Origin of the sequence: Limnohabitans sp., assembly GCF_034680285.1 — a bacterium.
In the GTDB taxonomy this organism is placed as follows: Bacteria; Pseudomonadota; Gammaproteobacteria; order Burkholderiales; family Burkholderiaceae_C; genus Limnohabitans_A.
This window is the reverse complement of the sequence record NZ_JAXITC010000013.1, coordinates 1-23,597: the sequence shown is the minus strand read 5'-3', so window position 1 is coordinate 23,597 and position 23,597 is coordinate 1. Positions and strand designations below refer to the sequence as shown.

Below are 23,597 nucleotides of genomic sequence, written 5' to 3'. Positions count from 1 at the left end.
CAATATGACCACCCCGATCAAGTCCAGCCCATTTCAGTGCTTTTCTCAGACGTCGGCCAGCACGCGCAAATGGGCCTCAACACTTCGGCCCAGCGCGCTCAGGTTGTAGCCGCCTTCAAGGCAGCTGACGATACGCCCCTTGGCATGGCGCAAAGCCACCTCTTTGATGCGTTGCGTGATCCACGCATAGTCTTGCTCTACCAGACCCATCTGCCCCATGTCGTCCTCCCGGTGGGCGTCAAATCCAGCGCTGATGAAAATCATCTCTGGCTTGTGCGCCTCTAGGCGGGGCAGCCACATCATGTCGATCAGCTCGCGAATGTCCATGCCCTTGGTGTAAGCAGGCACAGGCAAATTGACCAGGTTACTGGCATTCGACTGAGAGCCGCCTTCGGGATAAAAGGGGTGCTGAAAGAAGCTCACCATCAAAATTCGATCATCGCCCGCCACGATGTCCTCGGTGCCATTGCCATGGTGCACATCAAAGTCGACGATGGCGACCCTTTTGAGGCCATGCCGCTCCAGCGCATATTTGGCGGCAATCGCCACGTTGTTGAAGAAGCAAAAACCCATGGCCTTGTCACGGCAAGCGTGGTGTCCTGGTGGCCGCACCGCACAAAAAGCGTTTTCCAACTCTCCCGCCAGCACGGCATCCGTCGCATCGATGGCCGCACCCGCCGAAAGCAATGCCGCATCCCAAGTATGGGCATTGATCATCGTGTCCGGGTCCAGTGAGGTGTGGGTCGGTCCGCCAGCGGCCAAGTCTTCTCGCAAAGCGTCGCCCAAACCGCGCAGAGCAGCCACGTGCATGCGGCCGTGCGCCAATTCGATGTCCCCCAAAGACGCCGGACGGGGCTCTCTGCGCTGCAAAGCCATGTCCAAGCCACTGATGAGCAACCGGTCTTCAATGGCTCCCAAGCGCTCTGGGCATTCGGGGTGCCCCGCGCCCATCTCATGCTTCCAGAATGTGGGGTGAGAAAAATAAGCTGTCGCGCCCATAAGGCTTGTCTTCCTGCATGCTCAGCGCCGTGGCAGCGCTGTGGGTTTTCTGGATAAAGCAATGATTTTTGTTTCAGCTTATCACGCCCGTCCCATGCTCTCGCCACTCGGCCTTGGCGCGTTTAAACTGAAGGCCGCATGAAAATCTACACGCCATTTTTTCGATCAAGCCAGGCGTTCCGCCTGAAAGCATTTTTCACCGTTGTTTTTTGCCTTTTATTCTTGACGGCCTGGATGAACGCGGCCCAAGCCCAAGCCACCGAGAAAAAAGCCAACAAACCCGGCAAAAGCAGTCAACAGGTACAGAAGAAGCCCAAGAAAAAAAACAAAGCCAGCGCCCACAAACACGCGCCTAGCAGCCCATCGTCTTCGGCGACCACTGCCCGACTGAATGCCAATCCCGAAGTAGGAGCATGGGTGCAAGAGGCCGCAGGCCGCTTGCAACTCGACCTGGTCTGGACAGAAAAAACCATGGCACAAGCACAACGCTTGCCCTTGGTTGAAAAATTGGTCTTGCCCCCAGCCAGCCCCGTTGCCAAAGACTGGGCCGCTTACCGGGCGCGCTTCATCGAGCCCATCCGCATTCAAGCAGGCTTGCGGTTTTGGCAAAAACACCAAACTGCACTGGAGCGGGCGGAACGTGAATACGGCGTGCCCGCCTCCCTCATCGTCGGCATCATTGGGGTCGAAACTTTGTATGGCCAAAACACAGGTAATTTCAGGGTACTGGACGCTTTGGGCACCTTGGCCTTTCATTTCCCGCTGGCCCACCCCAGAGCCGCAGAACGCCAAGCATTCTTCCGCAGTGAGTTAGAGCAGTTTTTGCTGCTGACCTCGCGGAGTGGGGCCGACCCCTTGTTGGTTAAGGGTAGTTACGCAGGCGCCTTGGGATTGCCACAGTTCATGCCCTCGAGCTGGGCCAAATTTGCGGTGGACTTTGATGGGGACGGACGGCTTGACTTGTTTGGCAGCCCTGCCGACGCCATCGGCTCAGTCGCCAACTATTTCAAAGCATTTCAGTGGCGCCCCGGCATGCCCACGCATTACCCGGTGACCTTGACCCCTAGCCAAACCGACATGGACAGCCTGATGGCCCCAGACATCTTGCCCACCTTCAGTGTGGCCAGCTTTATGGCTAAGGGAGCCGCACTCGAGGGTGCAGCTTTGGCACACACAGGCCCTTTGGCCTTGATTGAATTGCGCAACGGGCCAAACGCCCCCAGCTATGTGGCTGGCACTGAGAACTTTTACGCCATCACCCGATACAACTGGAGCAGCTACTACGCCATGGCGGTGATCGAGTTGGCCGAGGCTGTGGCGCGGGAAATGCCGACCAAGCGCTGAAGGTTTAGAACCATGAACCCGCTGAACCCGAAAAAACTGCTGCTGACCAAATGGACCGCGGTCAAGCCCGTGGCCAAGCAAAAACACTTCTTGGTCAGCCGAGTCATTCAACCTGAGCAGCCCACCGATCCGATAGTGTCCGTGGAAATCGAATCGGTTTTCTCAAAGGCCACACAGGTCATCGCCTGGCGGGAACTGCAGGATGACGGCGTTTGGCGGCAGGGTTGGGTTTGAGTTTGGCTCAACAGCCGTGAAACTGAATACAGCTTTATTGGAATTCCAGATAGCATAAATGAGATCTCATTTATGCAACCATTGCTTTATTTGCTCCGCTGCTGAGTTAATTGTGGCCTCCTCACGCCCTATAAAACTGTGAGGAGCAAAGGGTCCACAATCACCACTCATTGCATCAACCCCGCCCTCTACCCATAAAGTAACTTTCTCGGGTGCTATTAAACGCTCCACGAAATTTGCAACGCCGTTGGACGGCGAGACTGAACATCTATCACTACGATGATGAATGATTAACACTGGAGTAGTATGCTCCACACGAGATAAGATGTCTGCGCCTCGACCCATGAAAGCAGAGCCACTGTAAATAAATGCCTTCACACTTGGATTTTTAAGTTGCGCAATATTCGCATTTGATATTGCTCCGTTTGAATGGCCATGAATAACAAGCGGCATCTTAAAACGTTTTTCTATTTCCAAAACCACTGCTTGAAGATCCGCTTGGTGGTCTTTTCCAGTTCTCCACAAGGTATCCCCTATCCCATTTTTATCCAAACGATCAGAAGGCGCATCGACAAGAAAAGTGGCAAACTTATTTTTCCACCAATAATCTCTACTTCTTGGCTGAAAGCTAAATGATCTATCTAATCTTTCATTAACTATAGATAGAACGCTAGTACCACCCAATAGGAAAATCACGCCATACTCTGCATTTGCAGGGACATTCGAAATAACATCTATAGTCACATTGCGTGGCGAAGTGACTTTAAATAAGGTTTCTTCATCTTGTTGCCGCAAAAAAAGTCTTATTTTATTTTTATTTCTTTGTTCAGCCTTTGGGAGAAACTCATCGGCATCATCAAACCTGTTAACTTTTATTGGCTGTGCAAAGGTTTGGCAAGTTATCGCCAATAGAGTGATGAGAATTATCCGTAATTTCATATGGGTCCAGTATTTATCGCTTGTTAGAAGTAAAACAAATCCTAACATCATTCTTGAATCAACAATCATCTTTTAGCAATAGCCCAAATCCCTAGACATTTTTCATAGCGCATGTTTACGCTGGCGCTCGCGATGATGGGGGCAGCGGATTGGTCAATCTGACTACTACCTGCTGGCCCATAGCGTTGATGTCAGTTATGCATGACATATAAAAAGCCAGCAACACTGGCTTGTAAAAGACAGTGACAACTTCTATCGACAACTGACATAGGTATCAAACCAACACTCGCATGAGCACATCACGCTTCTGCTCCAGTGTGTAGCCCACTGTGCCGTAGGTGTTGAAGTCCGACCCGCCACTTGAATGCCCCGTGATGCTTTCTGCAAGCCGAGTGGGCACATCGTTGCATGCCTTGAGTCTGTCAATCAGGGCATGCCTAAACATGTGGCTGCGGAACTCCAAATCACGAAGATGCTTGTTGATTATGGCGGAACAACTGGCATTGCCGTTCTCTTTGGCGTATCGCGGCACCAACCACTCGCTACTGGCCAGCACCGACATGCGATGCAGCTCCTGAGCAGCTTGCAATGACACGCCCACAAGCGGCACTGCGCGGACGCTGGACTTGGTTTTTCTATCCGACAGACTATTCCTGCGAATCCAAAGATGCGGAATCTCATGGTCCAGCACCAGATCATTACGCCTAGCAAACAAGGGTTCGGACAAACGAAATCCCGTGTTCAGCTGAACCAAGGCCAGCAGTTTGTAGGGTGTTCTTCGAATCAGCAAGCGACTCTTGACCGACTGCAGCAACTCGGGTGTGATCTTTCGCATATAGCGTTTGACTTCACCTTCTCCTGGAATGTGCAGACCGCGAAATGGACTCAGGCGATCAATGTCCAAATGTTTAAAGGACAAGTTAAGCATGGAGTTGAGTGTTGCAAAGTGCTTTCGAACAGTCGTGGGGTTCAGACCCCGTGCAATCTGTGCGTCACGATACTTGGTGGCGTGTGAATGCCGCAACTCTTGCAGAGTCAAATCACCAAACTGGGCCAGAAAGTAATTGAAATCTCGCGTGGCGTTGTCACGGAACTTTTTACGGTTCACAGCTGACTTTTCATGCATGTAGATCTCAAACGCCGTTGTCAGTGTTGGCTGCTTGAGGTGTCCTCGCTGGCTCATGTGCTTGGCAACAAGTCCAGCTAGGAATTCTTCATCAAATTCAACGCCGTTGATGGCCACTCGCTTGATGATGCGTGTATCGATGTAGTTGTCTGTGATGACTTGAAGATCGTTGATCATGGCTTTGCTTCAAAAAGCCACATCTATAAGGCATCGGCGTGGATGCCTACAAATAGGCTTGAATTTAATGCTCACACGGCAGCTTGATTGCTGCCGTGCAACACGCATGTCACTTGCCGAAGCCTTCGCGCACCTTATATGGAACTGTTCAAAAACCAAGTGCTCATCTCGCCCTTGCCTTTGACTTCAATGACACCGCGCTCTTCCAGTGCAAAAGGCTGAATCAATGCCTGGCGGGTGGCCTCACTCAAGTGAATGCGCCCAGCGATGCCGTGTGACTCCATTCGGCTGGCGGTGTTCACCACATCGCCCCAAAGGTCGTACAGGAATTTGCTCTTGCCAATGACCCCCGCAACAGCCGCACCCGTGCTGATGCCAATCCGGATGTTGAGCGGGTGCTGGGTTTTGGCGTTGAAATCTTCAATCGCCTCGATCATGTCGAGTGCCATGTGCGCAGCACGGTCAGCATGGTCTGATACCACGGTGGGCAAACCTGCTGCGGCCATGTAACAGTCGCCAATGGTCTTGATTTTTTCAAGGCCGCGATGCTCGGCAATGTGGTCAAAGCGTGTAAAAAGGTCGTTCAACACACCCACCAACACCTCCGGGCTCACGCCCTGCGAAAAAGCCGTGAAACCCACAATGTCCGCAAACAACACCGTGACTTTGTCGTAACTGTCCACGATGGCTTGGTTGAGGTGGTCGGCGGTGAGCTTGGATCGACCTTTTAATCGCTCTGCAATGGCTTGAGGCAACACGTTGTGCAGCAACATATCGGACAACTCCTGCTCTACAAGAACTTGCTTGTAGAGTTTTTGAGTTTCCAGATTCAACAAGCGCACTTGCAGCAGGTTCTGAACCCTGGCCAAGACTTCGGCAATGTCAAATGGTTTGCTGACAAAGTCCAAGGCGCCGGCTTTCAGGGCGCGCAGCTTTTCGTTCGGCTGGGCCGTGATGACCAGCACAGGCAAGCTGCCATCGCCCTCCTCGCTTTTGAGAGCTTCCATCACTTGAAACCCATCCATCTCCGGCATGTTCAGATCCAAAAGAATCAGGTCATATCGGTTTTGGCGATGCAGGTCCACCACCTCTTGCGGGTTTTGCGTCGTTGAGATGGCGCTGTAACCTGCGCTGCGCAGCAAGCGCTCAAGCAAAAGCACGTTGGCGGCTTGATCGTCAACGATGAGCAGTTTGGCCCTCAAGATATCGGAAGTGTGAATCACGCGTTGTCCCTACAAAAGTGAAAAGCTGAAGCCGTGGTGTGTAAGCTGAAAACGAACGAAACAACGCATTCAGGATGAAATCACCCCGGTATTTTTTTGAGCGCTCTCGAGCGCCAGATCCAAAGTCGTCATGAACTCTTCCACCACGATGGGTTTGGTCAAATATCTGAAAAAACCCAGTTGCCGACCCACCTCAATGTCTCGCAGCATGGCATTGGCACTGATCGCCACCACCGGGATATGCGCTGTGGCCGGGTCTGCCCTCAGCACTTTCAACGCGTCGATACCACTGATGCCTGGCAAATTGATGTCCATCAAAATCACATCAGGTAATGTCGACCGCGCCAGCGCAATCCCCAGCGTGCCGTCAATCGCCGTCAACAGGTGGATATCCGGTCGCCGATCGATCAAGCGCTCAACGAGCTTCATATTGGCGGGGTTGTCCTCGATGTACAAAAGGGTTTTTTGTGGGGCGTTGACCCGATCAACAACGGGCTTGGGCAGCGCATCCTCTGGCGCTGTGGACTTGAGCTCAGGGGTTGGCGTGCTGCGCAACTCCACCCAGAACTCACTGCCCTGACCCACGGTGCTGTTGACCCCCAGCACCCCGTCCATCAGCTCGACCAGTTGCTTGGTCACCACCAAACCAATGCCCGTGCCAGCCACATTGCCAGCCTCTTGGCCTAAACGGTTGAAGGGTTGAAACAGTTGCGCCAGTTTGTCGGGCGGCAGCCCTGCACCCGTGTCTGTGAAACTGATCCGAATGCGATCCGGCGACACCAGAGCGCAGGCCACCTTCACTTGGCCCTGGGCTTGGTTGTATTTGATCGCATTCGACAAGAGATTGATCACAATTTGCTTGAGCCGTGTCTGATCCGCCCAAACAAAGCTGGGCTGATCAAACTCGGGAAAAGTCAAAACGATGCCTCGTTCTTGGGCTTGCGCCTCCATCATGGCGTGGCATTCGGACAAGACTTCTGGCAAGTCCACAGGTTCCAAAGACAAAGACACTTTGCCGGACTCGACCACGGAAAGGTCTAGGATTTCGTTGATCAACTTCAAGAGGTGCCAACCCGCTTGCAATATTTGGGTGATGCTTTCCTTTTGCGCATCAGAGGGCGCTGGCGATGCCGTGGCCATCAGTTGCGCAAACCCCAAAATGGCATTGAGTGGCGAGCGCAGTTCGTGGCTCATGCCGGACAAAAAGTCGGACTTCGCCAGATTGGCCTTCTCTGCGGCGGATTTGGCACTCTCCATCTCCACATTGGTTTCTTGCAAAGCTTGCTCAAAGCGTTTGCGTTCCGTGACATCACGCGCAGCCGCAAACACGCCTTGCAAGGTGCGGTCACGGTCATAGAAGGTGGTGGCGTTGTAGGACACCACCGTTTTCTTGCCATCCCGCGCACAGGCCGTGAGTTCGTAATCTGTGACTTTCTTGTCACTCAACACCAGCTTGATGCCCGCCTCGGCCCGCGCCGGATCGGTGAAATAACTCTTGAAAGGCGCGCCTATCAGCTCATCACGGGTGCAGCCCGTGAGGGCTTCCATTTGCTTGTTGACGTCGGTGATGATGCCGGCCGGGTCGGTGGTCATCAAAGCGTCAATGTTCGACTCGATCAGTGAGCGGGTGTAAAACTGTTGATCACGCAAACGCTGGTCGAGCTTTTTTTGATCCGCCTCCACCTGTTTGCGGGCGGTGTTGTCGGTGCCGATCAACAAATACCCAATGATGACTTTGTCGATGTCACGCAGCGCGGTCACTGAAACCACGGCTGGGAAACGGCTGCCATCTTTGCGGATGTAGGTCAGCTCGTAAATGTCTTCAATGCCCCTTGAGGCTTTGAAGACCAATGCTTCAAAGCCGGGGGTGATGGGTGTGTCAAATTCAGCACTCAAGGCACCCGCTCGGGTGATCAACTCTTGAGGGTCGGAAATCTCTGCAGGCGTGATGGTGTTCATCACATCGGCAGCCAAATAACCCAACATGCGCTCCGCACCCACGTTGAAGATCTGAATCACCCCCTTGGCATCAGTGGCGATGCTGGAGAAGTTGGCGCTGTTAAAAATGGCGTTTTGTAACGCCCCAGTTTTGATGACGGCCTCTTCCAGCCGAACTTCAGTGACACCCTCCTGCGCTGCGTGACCAAGGTCGAGAGACAGGTTTGGATTCATGAGGTGATGTTGCGGTCGGTCGTGCAGGGTAGAAATTGATCGGAATCAAGAAGAGCCCTTTCAACATATTGGGGGGACATCTGAAGAGTGCGAGCGGGCCAATTGGGCGAGAGACCCAGCTCGGAAGATGCCCCCACGATAACAGCAGACGCCAATTTCTTATTTGGCCTTCAGGGACTGCCATGGTTGCAGCGGCCCCGAACGGCCTTGAAATTGCCATCAACTGTTGATGTGCGTCAAAACAAACATGGATTGAAGTACAGAGAATTCCACGCAATTGACGGAGTTCTCTCATATGAAATACAAAAATATCGTTCCGACGCAAGTTGAAAGAATTTTGGCCGATAACGAATTCATCATCTCCAAAACAGATACCAAGGGCAAGATCACCTACGGCAACAGACCATTCAACGACTACTCGGGGTTCACAGAAAATGAATTGCTGGGTGTTCAGCACAATATTGTTCGCCATCCTGACATGCCTCGCGCAGTGTTCAAGTTGCTGTGGGATGAAGTGCAAGCCGGCCGAGAAGTGTTTGCTTTTGTGAAGAACCTCAGCAAAGACGGCTCGTTTTATTGGGTGTTTGCGAACGTCACCCCTTCATTTGACATGAAAAAAAACATCGTGGGTTACTTCTCTGTGCGCAGAAAACCCAAGCGCAGCGCATTACCCCAAATTGCGGATCTCTATCAAAAAATGTTGACCGCTGAGCGCCAAGCAGGATCTCGTGATGCCATGGAAGCATCGACCCAAATTTTGCGCGATGCCTTGAAAAACGCCCGCTCCAACTACGAAGACTGGGTCTTGAATTTACAAAACTCTTGATTGGAATGGGTAGATGTGGTCTACCCATTCACTGAGCGCCAGCAATTGACTGCTATCAGCCTTGATGCGCCGCCAAAGCCTTACCTACCTCCAGCGCACCTTGCTCGGAACCCGAGCGCGGCACCATCTCGCCTTGCCGATCCGTGACTTGCGCCAATGCGACCGCCAAACGATCGGCCGTGTCGGGGCTAACGCCCAGGTGCACGCCTTGCGTCAGGGTAATGTGCGCCACCTCAAAGCTGCCAGCACCCGCACAAATGATGGTGCGGTTGGGTGCGTCCTCACTGGCCATGACCAGCATGGCGGGGACGACAGCGCTGGGCTCCAAGGCTTTCAGCACTTGCTCGGGCATCAGGCCTTCGGTCATGCGGGTGGCGGCCGTGGGGGCCAGGCAGTTCACGCGGATGTTGTTTTTTTCGCCCTCAATGGACAAGGTTTGCATCAAGCCCGCCAACGCCATTTTGGCCGCGCCGTAATTGGCTTGGCCAAAGTTGCCATACAAGCCACTTGACGACGTGGTCATCACCACGCGGCCATAGTTTTGCGCCTGCATGAGGGGCCAAACCGCTTTGGTGCAGTGCACTGCGCCCATGACGTGCACGTCCATGACCAGTTTGAAGTCAGCCAATTCCATCTTGGCAAAGCTCTTGTCGCGCAAGATGCCCGCGTTGTTCACCAAAATGTCCACCCGTCCCCAAGCATCAACCGCCTGCTGGACCATGGATTTCACGGCCTCAAAGTCGGTGACCGATGCCCCGTTGGCCATGGCTTCGCCACCTGCAGCGCGGATTTCGTCGACCACGGCTTGCGCAGCCGACACCGAGCCGCCCACGCCGTGCACATCGCCCCCCAGGTCGTTGACGAGCACTTTGGCCCCGCGTGCGGCCAGCGCCAGCGCGTGTTGTTTGCCCAAGCCGCCGCCTGCGCCCGTGACGATGGCCACGCGGCCTTTGAAATCGATGCTCATGTTTTTTCCTTGGTTTGAATGGGTGTGAACAGGTGACAGGTCTTGGGTCCAGCGTCTGCTAACCTGACTTTGTCTCCCAATAGGGGCCCACTTTAAAACAAGCAGCCGAGAGGCTGTGTTGCACGATTGACAGCTTGCCCATGGAACTGAACACCCAAATCATCACCACACCACCGCTGGACTCAGCCTCGGTGGTTCTGCTGCGCGACAGCGCCCAAGGCCTTCAAGTGCTGCTGCTACGGCGACACCAAGCTTCCAGCGTCTTGGGTGGGGCCTACGTATTTCCAGGCGGCAAACTTGACCTTGCTGACCAAAGCCAGGCGGTGCTGGCCCGTTTGAGTCAAGACCCGTCCACCCTGCACCAACGACTGGCCGAGCCTGATTTGAGCGCAAACCGCGCCGCAGGCTTGTTTGTCGCAGCCATTCGTGAAGCGTTTGAGGAGTGCGGCATCTTGTTGGGTCAAGCTCTGGCCCAACCAGGCAGCACGAGCACGTTAACTGACTTGCAAGCCCTGCAAAATGCTTTGGCCAATGGCCAAAGTTGGGCCGATGCGTTTCAGACCTTGTCCCTTCGCCTCGCTACAGATGCCTTGGTGCCTTGGACCCGGTGGATCACGCCACGGCAAGCCTCGGTGACGCACAAGCGTTTTGACACCCGTTTTTTCATCGCCCGCGTGCCCGAGGGCCAAACCGCCGCGCACGACAACCACGAGACCACAGAAACCTTGTGGACCACCCCCCGAGAGGCCCTGATCCGATATTGGGACCATGAAATTGAGCTGGCGCCCCCGCAAATCATGGGCTTGGTCCAACTGGCACGGCACACCGACACCCACAGCGCTTTGACCGAAGCGCAGAGCCGCCAGCCCCCGGTGGTGGAGCCAGAACCCTTTGACCACGATGGCATACGAACGATTTGCTATCCCGGCGACCCCAGGCACTCGGTGAAACAGGCGGCTTTTCCGGGCCCAACGCGCCTGATGTTCAAAAACAAGCGTTTTGAGCCCGAGACGGGTTTGTCAGGTTTGCTCGATTGACAATCTTGGAGATTACAATTTGTAACCTAATTGGATACTCCCCTCTTGACTTTATGAGCTCATCTGCCGAACCGATATATCTGTCCATTGACAGGGCCATGGAATTCATTGGGGATGCCAACGGGGTCTTGACCTTGCTCAATACCTTGCACCAAACCCTGGGCGAAGACTTGCCGCGCATTCAAGCGCTGCTGGACCAAGACGATATGCATGGCGCCAACCGTTTGCTGCACCAACTCAAAGGCTTCACACCCGTTTTTTGTGTCGACAGCTTGGTGGAGCTGGTGGTGAATGTGGAACATCTGAGCAAACACGCCGAATCATCGGACGTCCGCGCTGCCTACAAGCACCTGGCTCCTCAGCTTGAAACACTCCGGACCGAAGTCGCCACGCACCTGCGCCTTCACCCAGCCGCCTGAGCGGACAGCCACTGGTCGATCTTGGCCGGGTCGTGCAACAAACGCAGCTGATCAAAGGCGTCTTGGGCCTCTGGATACACCCGGCGCAAATAATTGAGCCACTGCTTGAGGCGTCCTGCCCGGTGGCGCGGCGCCACCCTCAGGGCAATGCCCTGCCAGAACAATTGCATCAAACCCACGATTTGCATCCACGTCACACCACTTTGCACGGTGCCAGTTGACAGGGCGTCGTGCTGCGCAATGGCCAAAGCCAGCCCCGGATCGGCCACCATGCCGCGGCCGATCATCAGGCGATCACAACCGGTCACTTCGCGGCAACGCAAAGCATCTGCCAAAGTCCAAATTTCTCCATTGGCCACCATGGGCATGCGCACATGCTGGCGCAAATCGGCAATGCGCTCCCAATAGGCAGGCGGACGGTAACCATGGGCCTTGGTGCGCGCGTGCACCACCAAATCGCTGGCCCCTGCGGCTTCTATGGCCAAGGCACACTCTTCGGCGCGGCTGTCGTCGTTGTAGCCCAAGCGCATCTTGGCCGACACCGGAATGTGCGCAGGCACCGCCTGGCGCACTGCCGCCACGATCTGCCCCACCAGCTCGGGCTCGTCCAGCAAGACCGCGCCTCCCCGGTGCTGGTTCACCGTCTTGGCCGGACAACCAAAGTTCAAGTCAATGCCAGCAGGCCCTAGCTGGGCCAATGCGGCAGCATTCGCCGCCAAATAATCGGGGTCAGACCCCAATAACTGCACCCGGACCGGCACGCCCGCCACGGTGCGGCTTTGGTTGAGCAACTCCGGCGCCACACGAATGAAGGCACGGCGCGGCAGCACGGTGTTGGTCACGCGGATGAACTCGGACACACACAAATCCACCCCGCCCACCCGTGTGAGCATGTCGCGTAGGGTGTGGTCGAGCAAGCCCTCCATGGGGGCCAGCAAAATGCGGGCCCCAGAAGGAATCAGGGACATCAGCCGAGCTTGCGCTTGAGGCGCACTTCTTCAACTTTCACGCCACCCAGAGGCACGGTGCGGGCGGTATTCATCTCGCGCTTGAAACCTGCCAAGTCGTGAAAGCGCAAGGTTTGTTCGTGCAGCAAGGGCAGCCAAACCGTCACGTCGGTGCAGTCTTCGTCTTGCAGGCCTTCGCGGGCAGCGTCCCACAAGGCCAGGCCAATGCCTTGGCCAATGCGGTCGGGCGCGGCATAAATGGCCCAAATTTCGCCCGTGGTGTTCTTGGATTTCGGGTCGCGAGAACGGTCAAAACCCACAAAACCCACAATCTCTTGACCATCGATTGCCACCATGACTTGGGGTTCGCCGTATTCGATGGCCTCTTTCCAGAACGACACGCGTTTGGGCATGGGCGTGGCATCCCAATGGGCGTCAGGCACTTGTCCTGCGTAGGCGGCGCGGCAGGCGCTCACATGCAATGCGGCCACTGCGGGGGCGTCTTTGAGGGTGGCGAATCGGACTTGGATATCGGACATGACTTGAACAGGAAAGAAAAGAACAGGACGCCAAAAGCATGGGCATTCGACGAAAACCCGACATTGTCGCCGCTTCGGTTATCGTCAATCCATGAGGACTTTTTTCAACGCACGTCATTTTTACACTGGGCTGAGCGCGGGCCAGCGGATTGAACACGCAAGACAGCGCATTTTTCCTACATTGAAGAGAGCAATTCTTGGGGTGTTGATGACCACCACAGTCCTGCTGGCATCGCCCGTCACCGCACAAACCCCCGCCCGATTCACCGACGATATGGCCGAGCGCACCCGTGCTTGCACCGCTTGCCACGGCGACCAGGGCCGTGCTGGTCCTGATGGCTATTACCCTCGCCTGGCAGGCAAGCCCGCCGGTTATTTGCACAACCAGTTGCGCAACTTCGCCCAAGGCCGCCGCCATTACGACCTGATGGCCCGCTTGGTCGACCCTTTGACCGATGCATATCTGGGAGAGATGGCACAGTACTTTGCCGACCTGAAACTGCCCTACCCGGCACCCACGACGAACAATGCCATCACCCCCGAGCGCCTGGCCAAAGGCCAGCAATTGGTCACGCAAGGGGACGCCACTCGGGGGCTACCCGCTTGCACCCAATGCCACGGCATTCGACTGACAGGGGTTCAGCCGAACGTCCCCGGCCTGCTGGGCTTGCCGCTGGACTACCTGAACGCCCAACTGGGTGCTTGGCAAACCGGACAACGCCGCGCTCACGCCCCTGATTGCATGGCCGAGATCGTCAAGCGCATGCCGGCTCAAGACCTGATCGCGGTGTCCAGTTGGTTGGCCCGGCAACCACTGCCTTCAGACACCCGGCCAGCCGATCGTCCACCCGCTGGGCCTGCTTTGCCTGAAAGTCTGCGCTGCGGCAGTGCGCCGGAACTCACAGCCGCACGCCAAGCCCATTCAGGGGGCCGACCATGAAAAAGGCCATTCAGAACATGCACCCGGTCAAACGATTCCTGTGGGTCACTGGGCTCAGTGTGATCGTTTTGGCCTTGGGCGTGGTGGCAGACAACTGGGGCGACCTGATGCTCCCGTCCCAAGCCGGCCCTACAGCCCGGGTCATGGACACAAAGGCCCAGCTTGAACATGGCCGATACCTGGCTTTGGCAGGCAACTGCATGGCTTGCCACACTACTCGGGGCGGCAGCCCGATGGCGGGCGGTCGTCGCATTGACACCCCTTTTGGCGGCGTGTACAGCAGCAACCTCACACCGGACCCCGACACGGGTTTGGGCCGCTGGACCGCCCAAGATTTTTGGCAAGCCATGCACCTGGGACGCTCCAAGGGCGGTCGTTTGCTGACCCCGGCTTTCCCCTACAACCACACCAGTGTGATGACGCGAGAAGACAGCGACGCTGTATTTGCGTGGCTCAAGACCCTGCCCCCGGTAGCGCAGGCTCAGCCTGCCAACACCTTGGTCTGGCCCTTGGGCACGCAGCCTGCTTTGGCCGTGTGGCGCAGCCTTTACTTTCAGCCCAGCCCCTTTGAGACCGACAAGGCCCAAACTGCCGAATGGAACCGTGGCGCCTATTTGGTCACAGGCCTGGGCCACTGCGCCGCCTGCCACAGCCCGCGCAACGCACTGGGGGCCAGTGGCGCGGTGAACGATTTGTCGGGCGGGCTCATCCCCGTGCTCAACTGGTATGCCCCTGATCTGACCCGCGACGCCGAAAGTGGCATGGCCAGCACACCTTTGCCTGAGATCGTGCGCTTGTTAAGAACTGGCGCATCAATGAACGCACAAGCCAATGGACCCATGGGCGAGGTGGTTCAGCACAGCCTGCAGCACCTCTCCGAAGCGGACCTTCAAGCCATGGCGCTTTATTTGAAATCACGGACCCAAATGGCCCCCCAAAGCCAGACGGTGGATACCAAGCCCAAGCGCATCACCTTGCAAGTGGCGAACCAAGGTGCCAAGGTGTACGAACGCCAGTGCCTGCAGTGCCATGGTGAGCAAGGCGCGGGTGTAAAAACCACCTCAGGCGAAGTGGCCTACCCCGCTCTGGCTGGTAACCGTGCTGTGCTCCTGAAGGACCCCACCAACCTGGTGCAACTCGTGTTGTACGGCGGCTATGGCCCGGCTACAGCAGGTCACCCTCGGCCATTTGGCATGCCGCCATCTCTGCTTGAATTAGATGACCGCGACATCGCCGCCGTGTTGACCCACTTGCGCACCCAATGGGGCAACCAAGCAGACGAAGTCACGCCCCTTCAGGTCAACCGGATTCGCGCCGCACAAGGCGGCTGAGCCCAGACCCAGGCCTGTCAACTGCGGCACTGCCAGATCGGGCCGAAGTCCCTAACATGGCCTGCATGAAAAGACACCTGTACATCCTGACCGGCGCTTCACGCGGCATGGGCTTGGCCATGGCTGAGCAGTTGCTGCAGCCCGGCAACGCCCTGCTGTGCCTCTCGCGCCACGCCAACCCCAACCTGACCTCGGCCGCCCTGAAGGCGAATGTCCCCCTCACGCAATGGACACACGATCTGGCCGACGGCGAAGCTGCCAGCATGCGGCTGCGCGAGTGGCTGGTAAGCCAGAACCCTCAGGATTTCGCCAGCGCCAGCCTGATCAACAACGCGGGCGTTATCCCCCCCATCACCCCGCTGCGCCAGTCCCAGCCCGCCGATCTGGCACTGGCACTGCGCGTGGGACTGGAAGCCCCCATGGCCTTGAGTGCGGCGTTTTTGGGGGCCACAGAAAGCTGGCCCCTGCCGCGCAAAGTGCTCAACATTTCATCGGGCCTTGGCCGTTTCCCCATGGCCTCGCAAGCGGGCTACTGCGCGGCCAAAGCGGGCATGGACCATTTCACACGCTGCTTGGCCTTGGACGAAGCCCTGCACGCCAACGGTGCCAAAGTCTGCTCGCTCGCTCCCGGCGTGATCGACACCGACATGCAGGTACAACTGCGCGGTGCGGCTGGAGAGGCTTTTCCGGATCAATCAAAGTTCTTGCAACTCAAAGCCCAGGGCCAACTCAGTTCGCCCGCGCAGGCGGCCGAGCAAGTTTTGCGCTTTTTGGCCCGGCCCGACTTCGGCCGCGAACCGGTGGCCGACGTGCGGGGCTAAAAGACTCACTCACCGAACTGCGCCACTTGTCAGGCCTCTGTAGCCATTGCGCCTGACACTGATCGGCGTTGTAAACCTTAGCCATTTGTCATTTTTTATATCCAGGAGACCTCTCATGAGCCGTGAAGTTGTTGTTGTCAGCGGTGTGCGCACCGCCATTGGGACCTATGGCGGCAGCCTGAAGGACATCGCCCCCACCGATCTGGCCGCACAAGTCGTGCGCGAAGCCTTGGCACGCGCAGGCACAGAAGGCAAGGACGTGGGTCATGTGGTGTTCGGGCATGTGGTCAACACCGAGCCCAAAGACATGTACCTGTCACGCGTGGCCGCCATCAACGGTGGTTGCGCCGAAGGCACGCCCGCCTTCAACGTGAACCGCCTGTGCGGCTCGGGCCTGCAGGCCATCGTGAGCGCCAGCCAGTCCATCATGCTGGGTGACTGCGACATCGCCATTGGCGGCGGCGCTGAAAACATGAGCCGTGGCCCCTACGCTTCGCTGTCGGCCCGCTGGGGCGCCCGCATGGGTGACACCAAGATGGTCGACATGGTGGTCGGCGCGTTGCACGACCCCTTCCACACCATCCACATGGGTGTGACGGCTGAAAACGTGGCCGCCAAATACGGCATCACCCGCGAGATGCAAGACGCGTTGGCCGTTGAAAGCCACAACCGCGCCGAACGCGCCACCGCTGCCGGTTACTTCAAAGACCAGATCATGCCGGTCATGCTCAAGAGCAAAAAAGGCGAGATCGCTTACGCCACCGATGAGCACTTCCGCCCCGGCTGCAAGCTTGAAGACATGGCCAAGCTCAAGCCTGTGTTCTTGAAAGAAAACGGCACAGTGACCGCTGGCAACGCCTCGGGCATCAACGATGCTGCTGCGGCCTTGGTTTTGATGGAAGCCGGTGCCGCCAAGGCTCGGGGCGCCAAGCCCATGGCCCGCTTGGTCGGTTATGCCCACACAGGCCTAGACCCCAAGATCATGGGCGTGGGCCCGATCTCGGCCACACAAGCCGTGCTCAAGAAAACCGGCCTGAGTGTGAACGACCTGGACGTGATCGAGGCCAACGAAGCCTTTGCCGCCCAAGCCTGCGCCGTGACGCGTGAACTGGGCCTGGACCCTGCCAAGGTCAACCCCAACGGCTCGGGCATCTCCCTGGGCCACCCCATTGGCGCCACGGGTGCATTGATCACCGTGAAGGCTTTGTATGAACTGCAGCGCGTGAACGGCCGCTACGCACTGGTGACCATGTGCATCGGCGGCGGGCAAGGCATTGCGGCGATTTTTGAGCGCATGTGATGCCTCGGGTCTGATCTGAACAAAAATGGGCCTCCGCAGAGGCCCATTTTTTTCGGGGGCGCATGACAGCGGCGTCAGCCCTTGACCGCCGCCGTGACCACCACCTCAATCAAGTAGGCCGGATTGGCCAGCGCCGCCTGCACGGTGGCCCGGGGCGGTGCGCTTCCCGCAACCACCCACGCATCCCACACCTCGTTCATGGCCGTGATGTCGGAGATGTCTTTCAGGTAAATCTGTGTGCGCAGGATTCGGGTTTTGTCGCTGCCCGCCTCAATCAGGCGCTGCTCGATCTGGCGCAGCACATCGGCCGTCTGGCTGCGGATGTCGGTGGCCTCGCACTCGGGCACCATGCCTGCCAAATAGACCACACCATTGAAAATGGCCGCCTCGCTGTAGCGGGCTGCCACGTGCAAACGCTGGATGTCGTGGTTCATTCTTTTTTCTTTCCCAATTTCGACTCGGTTCCGGACAGCAAGCGGTTGATGTTTTCACGGTGCCGCCACACCAGCAGCACCGCCATCACGGCCAGGCAGAAAACCTCGGTCGCACTCGCATCCCAAGCCACGCCGTCACCGAACAGATAAAACACGGGCGCAAACACAGCGGCCACCATCGAGGCCAGCGACACGTAGCGGCTGAAATAGACCACGATGGCGAATGTGAGCACCGTGGCCAAGGCCAAGGCACCGTTGACGCCCACCAAAACGCCCACCGCAGTGGCCACGCCTTTGCCACCGACAAAACCAAAGAACACGGGGTACAGGTGCCCCAAAAAGGCCGCTAAGCCAGCCCATGCCGCCACGCTCACGCCCAAACCGTGTTCCGGTCCCCAGGTCAAGACCATCGCGACCGGCAACCAGCCCTTCACCGCATCGAGCAACAGGGTCAGGATGGCGGCTTTCTTGCTACCTGAGCGCAACACGTTGGTGGCGCCGGGGTTTTTGCTACCGTAACTGCGGGGGTCGTTCAGGCCCATCACGCGGCTGACGATGACGGCAAAACTGAGCGAGCCCATCAAATAACTGGCCAGCACCACGGCCACCGGAATCAACATGTCCATCGAAAGCTCCCTTGTTCTTGTACGGGCGTCATTCTGCCAGTGCGCAATTCACAGGCTGTGCCCCCAACAGTTGCACGCACACTTGAGGGTCAATGCCCACCAGATAACCGCGTCGACCACCATTGATGCAAATGCGCGGCAAACCGAGGATGGTTTCTTCGATGTAAACCGGCATTTGGCGGCGCGTGGCAAAGGGCGACGTGCCACCCACCAGATAACCGCTGTGGCGGTTGGCCACCTCAGGGGCACAAGGCTCCACCGATTTCAGGCCCACTTGCCGCGCCAGGTTTTTGGTCGACACCTTGCGGTTGCCGTGCATCAACACCACCAGCGGCTTGGCGTCCTGGTCTTGCATGATCAGGGTCTTGACCACGGCAAACGGGTCCATGCCCAACACTTGGGCGCTGTGCTGGGCACCGCCATGCTCCAGATACTCGTAGGGGTGCTCGGTGAAGCTCACCCCCTGCTGGCGCAAGAGCGCTGTGGCCGGGGTTTCGCTGACTTTGTCTTTCTTGGCCATCGCCCGATATCACCAAGCCAAGTCACAAAGCTGGATCGCGCATTTCCCAGCGAATGTCGTCAATCGCCTTGAGCACTTCTGGCGAAAGCTGTGTACTCCAAGCGGCCAGGTCTTCGTTGAGCTGCGACAGCGACGTCACGCCGATGATGGTGCTGGTCACACTCCAGCGGTGGTAACAAAACGCCAGCGCCATTTGGGTGGGTGTCATGCCGTTGTCGCGTGCCAACTGGTTGTAGCGGCGGGCTGCCACCAGCGCCTCGGTGCGGCCCCAGCGCTGTTTGCGCATCGAGTCGTAACGGGCAATACGGCCACCATCGGGCACCAGAGGGCCCTTCAAATCGTCGTTGTCATATTTACCCGTCAGCAAGCCAAAGGCCAGTGGCGAGTAAGCCAACATCGACACATTCAAGCGGTAGCAGGTTTCGTCCAGCCCGTTGTCGTAAGTGCGGCTGACCAGCGCGTAGGGGTTTTGCACGGTGGCCACGCGGGGCAAGCCGAGTTGTTCGGCCAGACGCACAAACTCGTGCACACCATAAGGTGTTTCATTCGACAGGCCGATGTGGCGGACTTTGCCTGCTTTGACCAGCTTGGACAAAGCTTCGAGCTGCTCGTGGATTGAGGTGAGCGACTTGTCTTTGGCCGGATCAAAGTAAGTCATGCCAAACACCGGGACATGGCGCTCAGGCCAATGGATCTGGTACAGGTCGATCACGTCGGTTTGCAAGCGGCGCAGGCTGGCGTCGCACGAGTTCAGGATGTCTTGCCCCGTCATGCCCGTGCCCTCACGGATCCAGGGCATGCCACGCGAGGGGCCGGCCACCTTGGTGGCCAGAACCAGCTTCTGGCGGGCGCCAGGGTTCTTGGCAAACCAGTGACCGATGAAAGTCTCCGTCGCACCGCAGGTGTCGGCCGAAGCCGGAACCGCGTACATCTCGGCCGTGTCGATGAAATTGATGCCCGCTTCCATCGATCGATCCAGGATGGTGTGCGAGTCGGCTTCGTTGACTTGCTGGCCGAATGTCATGGTGCCCAAGCAAATCGGGGTCACTTGCAGGTCAGATTGACCGAGTTGTACGAGTTTCATGATGTGTCCTGTGTTGAATTCAAGCCGTCCAGAGTTCCCTAGGCTGGGAAAAACGGGGTTGGTTTGATTTTGTCACGCCTCAATGTGGTTAAGCCTGCGCCGCTGTCGCGCGTGCTTCTTCCTGCAAACGCAACATCCGGCGCTGCACCTTGCCCGTGGTGGTCATGGGCAACTGGTCGATGAATTCGATCTCTTTGGGGTATTCATAAGGGGCCAGCAGGCCTTTCACATGGGCCTGCAATTCGCGGCGGACCTCGTCGTCAAAGCTGGCTTGGCCTGCCCCACTTGGCCTGCGGGCCAAGCAATCGGGTGACATGACCACATAGGCCTTGACCAGCGCACCGCGCTCTTTGTCGGGCTTGGGCACCACTGCGGCGTTGGCCACGGCCGGGTGTTTGACCAGACAGTTCTCAATCTCGCCCGGGCCGATGCGGTAACCGGCGGCCTTGAACATGTCGTCGGTGCGGCCTTGGTACCAAAGATAGCCGTCCTCGTCCGCCACGGCCATGTCGCCTGTGCGGCACCAGTCGCCCGTGTATTTGGCGAGGGTGGCCTTGGCGTTGTTCCAATAGCCCAGAAAGAACACCGGATCGGGATGACCGTGCACATCGAAACGGTTGACAGCCACCTCGCCCGGCGTGCCAGCAGGACAGATCCGGCCAGCGTCATCAATGACTGCCACTTGGTGGCCAGGATAGCCCTTGCCCATGCTGCCGGGTTTGGCCGGCCACAAACGCGTGCAGTTGCCCACCACGTAGTTGATCTCGGTCTGTCCAAACATCTCATTCACCGTCACGCCCATCTGCTGCTGAACATAGGCAAACACCGCATCGCCCACGGCTTCACCTGCACTCATCATGGCTTGCAGCCTCAAGCTGTAACGGGCTTTCACATCGGGCACCGCCTTCATCATGGCTTTGAGCGCCGTGGGAAACAAGAACGTGTGTGTCACGCCATGGCTTTGCAAAATCTCGAACGCAACCTCGGGTGAAAAACGCCCGTTGAAGGCCACGATGGGCCGCCCAAAATAGAGGCTGGGCAGCAGCGCGTCCATCAAGCCGCCCGTCCAGGCCCAATCAGCGGGCGACCAAAACACAGCCTTGGACGGACGCTCGGCTTTAAAAGGGTCAAATCCGAACCAGTTTTGACTGCAGACAAAACCCGTCAAGTTACCGATCAGCGCCCGGTGCGGGATGAGTGCGCCCTTGGGGTTGCCGGTGGTGCCGCTGGTATAGATCAGCACCGCCGGATCTTCGGCCAAGGTGCTCACCGCTTTGAACGATGCGGCTTGGCTGGCCACGGTTTGCGCGTAATCCAGATCGGCCAGAGCTGCGGCCTGCCCCACCCCGATCAAGGTTTGCAAGTCCGGGCAATCCGGGCGGGCCTGTCGCAAGGCCTCGATGGTCGATTCGTCACACACGGCCACACGGGTTTGGCTGTCGTTGATGCGAAAGGACAGCGCCTCAGGGCCAAACAACATGGACAGTGGCATGGCCACCGCGCCCATTTGCAACACCGCCATGTAGGCCACGGCGGTCTCAAAGCGTTGGGGCATGACGATCGCCACCCGGTCGCCACGCTGCACCCCCTGAGCTCTCAGCACCCGACTCAGGCGGTTGGCGTCGTCTTGCAACTGCCCGAAGGTCCAGCTGCGCCCCAAGCCTTGCCCCGCCACATGTTCACGTATGGCCTGGCGTTTGGCGGTGGCGGTTTGTGCCGCCCATTGCCCACAGCAAGCCTGCGCCATATTGAAGCGCCTAGGCACTTTCCAACCGAAACCTTGGTGAATGGCCGCATAGCGGTCCGGGGTGGCAGGGCTCGGGCGGTCCTGGTTGCGACTGACGCTCATCGTTTGTCTCCTTATGATCGAAAGTATGTACCAAGTTCAACGCGAATCACAAAGCTCCTGGGTGCCGCTGCGCGGCTGCCGTTATCACGTGCGCCAATGGGGCACACCCTCGCCCGACGCCACGCCGCTGGTGCTCGCGCACGGCTGGATGGACGTGGCTGCCTCCTGGCAATTCATGGTGGACGCCTTCAGCGAAGCTTTTGTCAGCCAGCGCCCCATCATTGCCATGGACTGGCGCGGCTACGGTCTGACCGAGGCTCCGGCGACCGACAGTTATTGGTTTCCCGACTACCTGGCCGACTTGGACGCCTTGCTCGACGAGCTGTATCCCGGGCAAACGATTGATCTGGTGGGTCACAGCATGGGCGGCAACGTGGTGATGATGTACGCGGGCTCTCGACCCGAACGCATCCGGCGGCTGGTCAATTTGGAGGGCTTTGGCATGGCGGCGACAAGCGCCGCTCAAGCCCCCAGCCGCATGACACAGTGGCTGAACGAAATCAAAGCCCAACGCGAAGATGACACCGCCCTCAAACCCTATGCAGACGCCGCTGGCGTTGCCGCCCGATTGATGAAAACCAACCGCCGCTTGGGCCAGGGTCAAGCCGACTGGCTGGCACAGCATTGGGCCCGACCGGGTCCAGATGGCCAATGGCGCATCTTGGGCGATTCAGCCCACAAGGTCATCAACCCTTATTTATTTCGAGTCGAAGAAGCACTGGCCATGTACCAGCGCATCAGCGCCCCGGTCTTGGCGGTCGAAGCGTCCGATGACTCACTGTCGCAATGGTGGAAAGGCAAATACACCTTAGCCGAGTTTCACGAAAGACTCAAATCGGTGCCTCAACTGGAAAAAGCCACGATTGAAGATGCGGGTCACATGCTTCACCACGACCAACCCCACGCACTGGCCCGCATCCTCGAAACGTTTTTGGATTGAGAAGACCTAAAATCAATCCGTTTTAATTTTGAAAACAGTCTCTCTCATGCGCATTTTTCAAACTTTGCGATTCGTTTTGTCTATCGCCATGGCCACTTTGGCTGGCAGTGCACACGCCGATTCAGCCCAGCGCTATTGCCCGGACTTTTTGGCGGTGAAAGGTGCGCCGGCACCCACTCACCGGGGAGAGCTGACGTTTTCGCCCTACACCCACCACTGGAGCCAGAACCCCGAACACAAGAAGGTGGTGCTGGTCGCGGTCGACGAGCAACTGCCCGGCGACCGCTTGTGTGGGGTCAGCTTCTTCAGCAACTCCTTCGGTCAGCCATCTGTCTACGTGTACGCAGGTCAGCAATACAACCATTTGCTGGGGGTCCCTGAGTTGTTTGCCAAAGTCACGGTGGGCTTGATGTATGGCTACGTTGCCCCTTATGAGAACAAAGTGCCCCTGAATTACAAAGGATTCAACCCGGCCATCATCCCCGCCGTGGGCTACAAGCTGACGCCGCACGACTCGGTTCAAATGAAGTTTTTGGGCAATGCGGCGCTGATGTTCTCTTATGGGCGTCAGTTTTAAGCCCTGCAGCCAGCCTCCAAGACATCAAGTCATGAGAAAATGTCCGGTTTACCGAACCGGACACTTTCCCCATGGACGCAGAACGCATCAACCAAATCGGCGCATCCCTCACAGACCTGACCGCTCGTACCCACGAGTTACGGGGGTATCTTTGACTACGATGCCAAATCTGAACGGCTGAGAACCGTCAACGCATCGCTCGAAGATCCCTCGGTCTGGAACGACC

24 protein-coding genes and 1 pseudogene are annotated in these 23,597 nt (G+C 57.5%); 12 read left to right on the top strand and 13 right to left on the bottom strand.

Annotation, left to right across the window (positions count from 1 at the left end; all coding sequences use genetic code 11):
• Window positions 1-45: 45 nt before the first annotated feature.
• Entirely contained in the window at window positions 46-999 is a 954-nt protein-coding gene (locus SWE17_RS11435; RefSeq protein WP_322993227.1) for a histone deacetylase family protein, read from the bottom strand.
• A gap of 234 nt (window positions 1,000-1,233) precedes the next feature.
• Here SWE17_RS11435 and mltB point away from each other — a divergent pair, with 234 nt between their 5' ends.
• Together mltB and SWE17_RS11425 are read left to right on the top strand one after the other, a co-directional pair.
• Window positions 1,234-2,343 (top strand): lytic murein transglycosylase B, encoded by a 1,110-nt coding sequence (gene mltB, locus SWE17_RS11430; RefSeq protein WP_322993226.1) that lies wholly within the window; start codon window positions 1,234-1,236, stop codon window positions 2,341-2,343.
• A gap of 12 nt (window positions 2,344-2,355) precedes the next feature.
• Window positions 2,356-2,577, top strand: a complete 222-nt coding sequence (locus SWE17_RS11425; RefSeq protein WP_322993225.1) for a TIGR02450 family Trp-rich protein — start codon at window positions 2,356-2,358, stop codon at window positions 2,575-2,577.
• Between the two features lie 66 nt (window positions 2,578-2,643).
• On the opposite strand, the gene SWE17_RS11420 is transcribed toward SWE17_RS11425, so the two are convergent.
• From SWE17_RS11420 to SWE17_RS11405, 4 genes are all read right to left on the bottom strand, one after another.
• Window positions 2,644-3,585: a hypothetical protein gene (locus tag SWE17_RS11420; protein ID WP_322993224.1), complete on the bottom strand. Its 942-nt coding sequence runs from the start codon at window positions 3,583-3,585 to the stop codon at window positions 2,644-2,646.
• Window positions 3,586-3,790: 205 nt separating this feature from the next.
• On the bottom strand, window positions 3,791-4,819 hold the full coding sequence (locus SWE17_RS11415; protein ID WP_322993223.1) for a tyrosine-type recombinase/integrase: 1,029 nt from the start codon (window positions 4,817-4,819) through the stop codon (window positions 3,791-3,793).
• A gap of 134 nt (window positions 4,820-4,953) precedes the next feature.
• Window positions 4,954-6,042 carry an adenylate/guanylate cyclase domain-containing protein gene (locus SWE17_RS11410; protein WP_322993222.1) on the bottom strand — a complete coding sequence of 363 codons (1,089 nt, stop codon included), beginning with the start codon at window positions 6,040-6,042 and terminating at the stop codon, window positions 4,954-4,956.
• 69 nt (window positions 6,043-6,111) lie between these two features.
• Window positions 6,112-8,214: a PAS domain S-box protein gene (locus tag SWE17_RS11405; RefSeq protein ID WP_322993221.1), complete on the bottom strand. Its 2,103-nt coding sequence runs from the start codon at window positions 8,212-8,214 to the stop codon at window positions 6,112-6,114.
• Window positions 8,215-8,509: 295 nt separating this feature from the next.
• Between SWE17_RS11405 and SWE17_RS11400 the strand changes: the two genes are divergently transcribed.
• The gene (locus tag SWE17_RS11400) at window positions 8,510-9,040 is read left to right on the top strand and encodes a PAS domain-containing protein (RefSeq protein ID WP_322993220.1); all 531 of its coding nucleotides are present in this window, start codon (window positions 8,510-8,512) and stop codon (window positions 9,038-9,040) included.
• 55 nt (window positions 9,041-9,095) lie between these two features.
• Here SWE17_RS11400 and SWE17_RS11395 read toward each other — a convergent pair whose 3' ends face one another.
• Complete coding sequence (locus tag SWE17_RS11395; RefSeq protein ID WP_322993219.1) at window positions 9,096-10,007, bottom strand: SDR family NAD(P)-dependent oxidoreductase; 912 nt, start codon at window positions 10,005-10,007, stop codon at window positions 9,096-9,098.
• Between the two features lie 140 nt (window positions 10,008-10,147).
• Between SWE17_RS11395 and SWE17_RS11390 the strand changes: the two genes are divergently transcribed.
• Together SWE17_RS11390 and SWE17_RS11385 are read left to right on the top strand one after the other, a co-directional pair.
• Window positions 10,148-11,044 carry an NUDIX hydrolase gene (locus tag SWE17_RS11390; RefSeq protein WP_322993218.1) on the top strand — a complete coding sequence of 299 codons (897 nt, stop codon included), beginning with the start codon at window positions 10,148-10,150 and terminating at the stop codon, window positions 11,042-11,044.
• 98 nt (window positions 11,045-11,142) lie between these two features.
• Entirely contained in the window at window positions 11,143-11,463 is a 321-nt protein-coding gene (locus tag SWE17_RS11385; RefSeq protein ID WP_322993217.1) for an Hpt domain-containing protein, read from the top strand.
• On the opposite strand, the gene SWE17_RS11380 is transcribed toward SWE17_RS11385, so the two are convergent.
• Together SWE17_RS11380 and SWE17_RS11375 are read right to left on the bottom strand one after the other, a co-directional pair.
• Window positions 11,448-12,431 (bottom strand): tRNA dihydrouridine synthase, encoded by a 984-nt coding sequence (locus SWE17_RS11380; RefSeq protein ID WP_322993216.1) that lies wholly within the window; start codon window positions 12,429-12,431, stop codon window positions 11,448-11,450. The genes SWE17_RS11385 and SWE17_RS11380 overlap by 16 nt on opposite strands.
• Window positions 12,431-12,949: a GNAT family N-acetyltransferase gene (locus SWE17_RS11375; RefSeq protein ID WP_322993215.1), complete on the bottom strand. Its 519-nt coding sequence runs from the start codon at window positions 12,947-12,949 to the stop codon at window positions 12,431-12,433. The genes SWE17_RS11380 and SWE17_RS11375 overlap by 1 nt, the downstream gene beginning before the upstream one ends.
• 208 nt (window positions 12,950-13,157) lie before the next feature.
• Between SWE17_RS11375 and SWE17_RS11370 the strand changes: the two genes are divergently transcribed.
• From SWE17_RS11370 to bktB, 4 genes are all read left to right on the top strand, one after another.
• The gene (locus tag SWE17_RS11370) at window positions 13,158-13,889 is read left to right on the top strand and encodes a c-type cytochrome (protein WP_322993214.1); all 732 of its coding nucleotides are present in this window, start codon (window positions 13,158-13,160) and stop codon (window positions 13,887-13,889) included.
• Window positions 13,886-15,220 carry a cytochrome c gene (locus SWE17_RS11365; RefSeq protein WP_322993213.1) on the top strand — a complete coding sequence of 445 codons (1,335 nt, stop codon included), beginning with the start codon at window positions 13,886-13,888 and terminating at the stop codon, window positions 15,218-15,220. The genes SWE17_RS11370 and SWE17_RS11365 overlap by 4 nt, the downstream gene beginning before the upstream one ends.
• A 65-nt stretch (window positions 15,221-15,285) precedes the next feature.
• Window positions 15,286-16,041: an SDR family NAD(P)-dependent oxidoreductase gene (locus SWE17_RS11360; protein ID WP_322993212.1), complete on the top strand. Its 756-nt coding sequence runs from the start codon at window positions 15,286-15,288 to the stop codon at window positions 16,039-16,041.
• 115 nt (window positions 16,042-16,156) lie between these two features.
• Entirely contained in the window at window positions 16,157-17,341 is a 1,185-nt protein-coding gene (bktB, locus tag SWE17_RS11355; RefSeq protein WP_322993211.1) for a beta-ketothiolase BktB, read from the top strand.
• A 74-nt stretch (window positions 17,342-17,415) separates the two neighbouring features.
• Here the strand turns inward: bktB and SWE17_RS11350 are convergent, their stop codons facing one another.
• From SWE17_RS11350 to SWE17_RS11330, 5 genes are all read right to left on the bottom strand, one after another.
• A complete protein-coding gene (locus SWE17_RS11350; protein WP_322993210.1) occupies window positions 17,416-17,775 on the bottom strand; it encodes a RidA family protein in 360 nt (119 codons plus the stop codon).
• Window positions 17,772-18,401: a glycerol-3-phosphate 1-O-acyltransferase PlsY gene (gene plsY, locus SWE17_RS11345; protein ID WP_322993209.1), complete on the bottom strand. Its 630-nt coding sequence runs from the start codon at window positions 18,399-18,401 to the stop codon at window positions 17,772-17,774. Before plsY ends, SWE17_RS11350 begins: the two co-directional genes overlap by 4 nt.
• Window positions 18,402-18,429: 28 nt before the next feature.
• Window positions 18,430-18,921 carry an aminoacyl-tRNA deacylase gene (locus SWE17_RS11340; protein WP_322993208.1) on the bottom strand — a complete coding sequence of 164 codons (492 nt, stop codon included), beginning with the start codon at window positions 18,919-18,921 and terminating at the stop codon, window positions 18,430-18,432.
• 22 nt (window positions 18,922-18,943) lie between these two features.
• On the bottom strand, window positions 18,944-20,005 hold the full coding sequence (locus tag SWE17_RS11335; protein ID WP_322993207.1) for an aldo/keto reductase: 1,062 nt from the start codon (window positions 20,003-20,005) through the stop codon (window positions 18,944-18,946).
• Window positions 20,006-20,093: 88 nt separating this feature from the next.
• Window positions 20,094-21,854: an acyl-CoA synthetase gene (locus tag SWE17_RS11330; RefSeq protein WP_322993206.1), complete on the bottom strand. Its 1,761-nt coding sequence runs from the start codon at window positions 21,852-21,854 to the stop codon at window positions 20,094-20,096.
• Window positions 21,855-21,879: 25 nt separating this feature from the next.
• On the opposite strand from SWE17_RS11330, the gene SWE17_RS11325 reads away from it, so the two are divergent.
• The 3 genes and pseudogenes from SWE17_RS11325 to prfB form a co-directional block, all read left to right on the top strand.
• Window positions 21,880-22,794: an alpha/beta hydrolase gene (locus SWE17_RS11325; protein ID WP_322993205.1), complete on the top strand. Its 915-nt coding sequence runs from the start codon at window positions 21,880-21,882 to the stop codon at window positions 22,792-22,794.
• Between the two features lie 46 nt (window positions 22,795-22,840).
• Window positions 22,841-23,371 (top strand): hypothetical protein, encoded by a 531-nt coding sequence (locus SWE17_RS11320; RefSeq protein WP_322993204.1) that lies wholly within the window; start codon window positions 22,841-22,843, stop codon window positions 23,369-23,371.
• A 71-nt stretch (window positions 23,372-23,442) separates the two neighbouring features.
• Window positions 23,443-23,597: pseudogene (gene prfB / locus SWE17_RS11315) on the top strand (peptide chain release factor 2); the annotation flags it as partial.

Excerpts from the sequence above, each read along its gene's own strand:
- SWE17_RS11435 (WP_322993227.1), bottom strand. The coding sequence starts at position 999 with ATGGGCGCGACAGCTTATTTTTCTCACCCCACATTCTGGAAGCATGAG.
- SWE17_RS11380 (WP_322993216.1), bottom strand. The coding sequence starts at position 12,431 with ATGTCCCTGATTCCTTCTGGGGCCCGCATTTTGCTGGCCCCCATGGAG.
- SWE17_RS11335 (WP_322993207.1), bottom strand. The coding sequence starts at position 20,005 with ATGAAACTCGTACAACTCGGTCAATCTGACCTGCAAGTGACCCCGATT.
- SWE17_RS11425 (WP_322993225.1), top strand. The coding sequence starts at position 2,356 with ATGAACCCGCTGAACCCGAAAAAACTGCTGCTGACCAAATGGACCGCG.
- SWE17_RS11375 (WP_322993215.1), bottom strand. The coding sequence starts at position 12,949 with ATGTCCGATATCCAAGTCCGATTCGCCACCCTCAAAGACGCCCCCGCA.
- SWE17_RS11340 (WP_322993208.1), bottom strand. The coding sequence starts at position 18,921 with ATGGCCAAGAAAGACAAAGTCAGCGAAACCCCGGCCACAGCGCTCTTG.
- SWE17_RS11420 (WP_322993224.1), bottom strand. The coding sequence starts at position 3,585 with ATGATTGTTGATTCAAGAATGATGTTAGGATTTGTTTTACTTCTAACA.
- SWE17_RS11370 (WP_322993214.1), top strand. The coding sequence starts at position 13,158 with ATGACCACCACAGTCCTGCTGGCATCGCCCGTCACCGCACAAACCCCC.
- SWE17_RS11405 (WP_322993221.1), bottom strand. The coding sequence starts at position 8,214 with ATGAATCCAAACCTGTCTCTCGACCTTGGTCACGCAGCGCAGGAGGGT.
- SWE17_RS11320 (WP_322993204.1), top strand. The coding sequence starts at position 22,841 with ATGCGCATTTTTCAAACTTTGCGATTCGTTTTGTCTATCGCCATGGCC.
- SWE17_RS11365 (WP_322993213.1), top strand. The coding sequence starts at position 13,886 with ATGAAAAAGGCCATTCAGAACATGCACCCGGTCAAACGATTCCTGTGG.
- mltB (WP_322993226.1), top strand. The coding sequence starts at position 1,234 with ATGAACGCGGCCCAAGCCCAAGCCACCGAGAAAAAAGCCAACAAACCC.
- SWE17_RS11360 (WP_322993212.1), top strand. The coding sequence starts at position 15,286 with ATGAAAAGACACCTGTACATCCTGACCGGCGCTTCACGCGGCATGGGC.
- SWE17_RS11395 (WP_322993219.1), bottom strand. The coding sequence starts at position 10,007 with ATGAGCATCGATTTCAAAGGCCGCGTGGCCATCGTCACGGGCGCAGGC.
- SWE17_RS11385 (WP_322993217.1), top strand. The coding sequence starts at position 11,143 with ATGGAATTCATTGGGGATGCCAACGGGGTCTTGACCTTGCTCAATACC.
- SWE17_RS11415 (WP_322993223.1), bottom strand. The coding sequence starts at position 4,819 with ATGATCAACGATCTTCAAGTCATCACAGACAACTACATCGATACACGC.
- SWE17_RS11330 (WP_322993206.1), bottom strand. The coding sequence starts at position 21,854 with ATGAGCGTCAGTCGCAACCAGGACCGCCCGAGCCCTGCCACCCCGGAC.
- SWE17_RS11325 (WP_322993205.1), top strand. The coding sequence starts at position 21,880 with ATGTACCAAGTTCAACGCGAATCACAAAGCTCCTGGGTGCCGCTGCGC.
- plsY (WP_322993209.1), bottom strand. The coding sequence starts at position 18,401 with ATGGACATGTTGATTCCGGTGGCCGTGGTGCTGGCCAGTTATTTGATG.
- SWE17_RS11350 (WP_322993210.1), bottom strand. The coding sequence starts at position 17,775 with ATGAACCACGACATCCAGCGTTTGCACGTGGCAGCCCGCTACAGCGAG.
- SWE17_RS11400 (WP_322993220.1), top strand. The coding sequence starts at position 8,510 with ATGAAATACAAAAATATCGTTCCGACGCAAGTTGAAAGAATTTTGGCC.
- SWE17_RS11390 (WP_322993218.1), top strand. The coding sequence starts at position 10,148 with ATGGAACTGAACACCCAAATCATCACCACACCACCGCTGGACTCAGCC.
- bktB (WP_322993211.1), top strand. The coding sequence starts at position 16,157 with ATGAGCCGTGAAGTTGTTGTTGTCAGCGGTGTGCGCACCGCCATTGGG.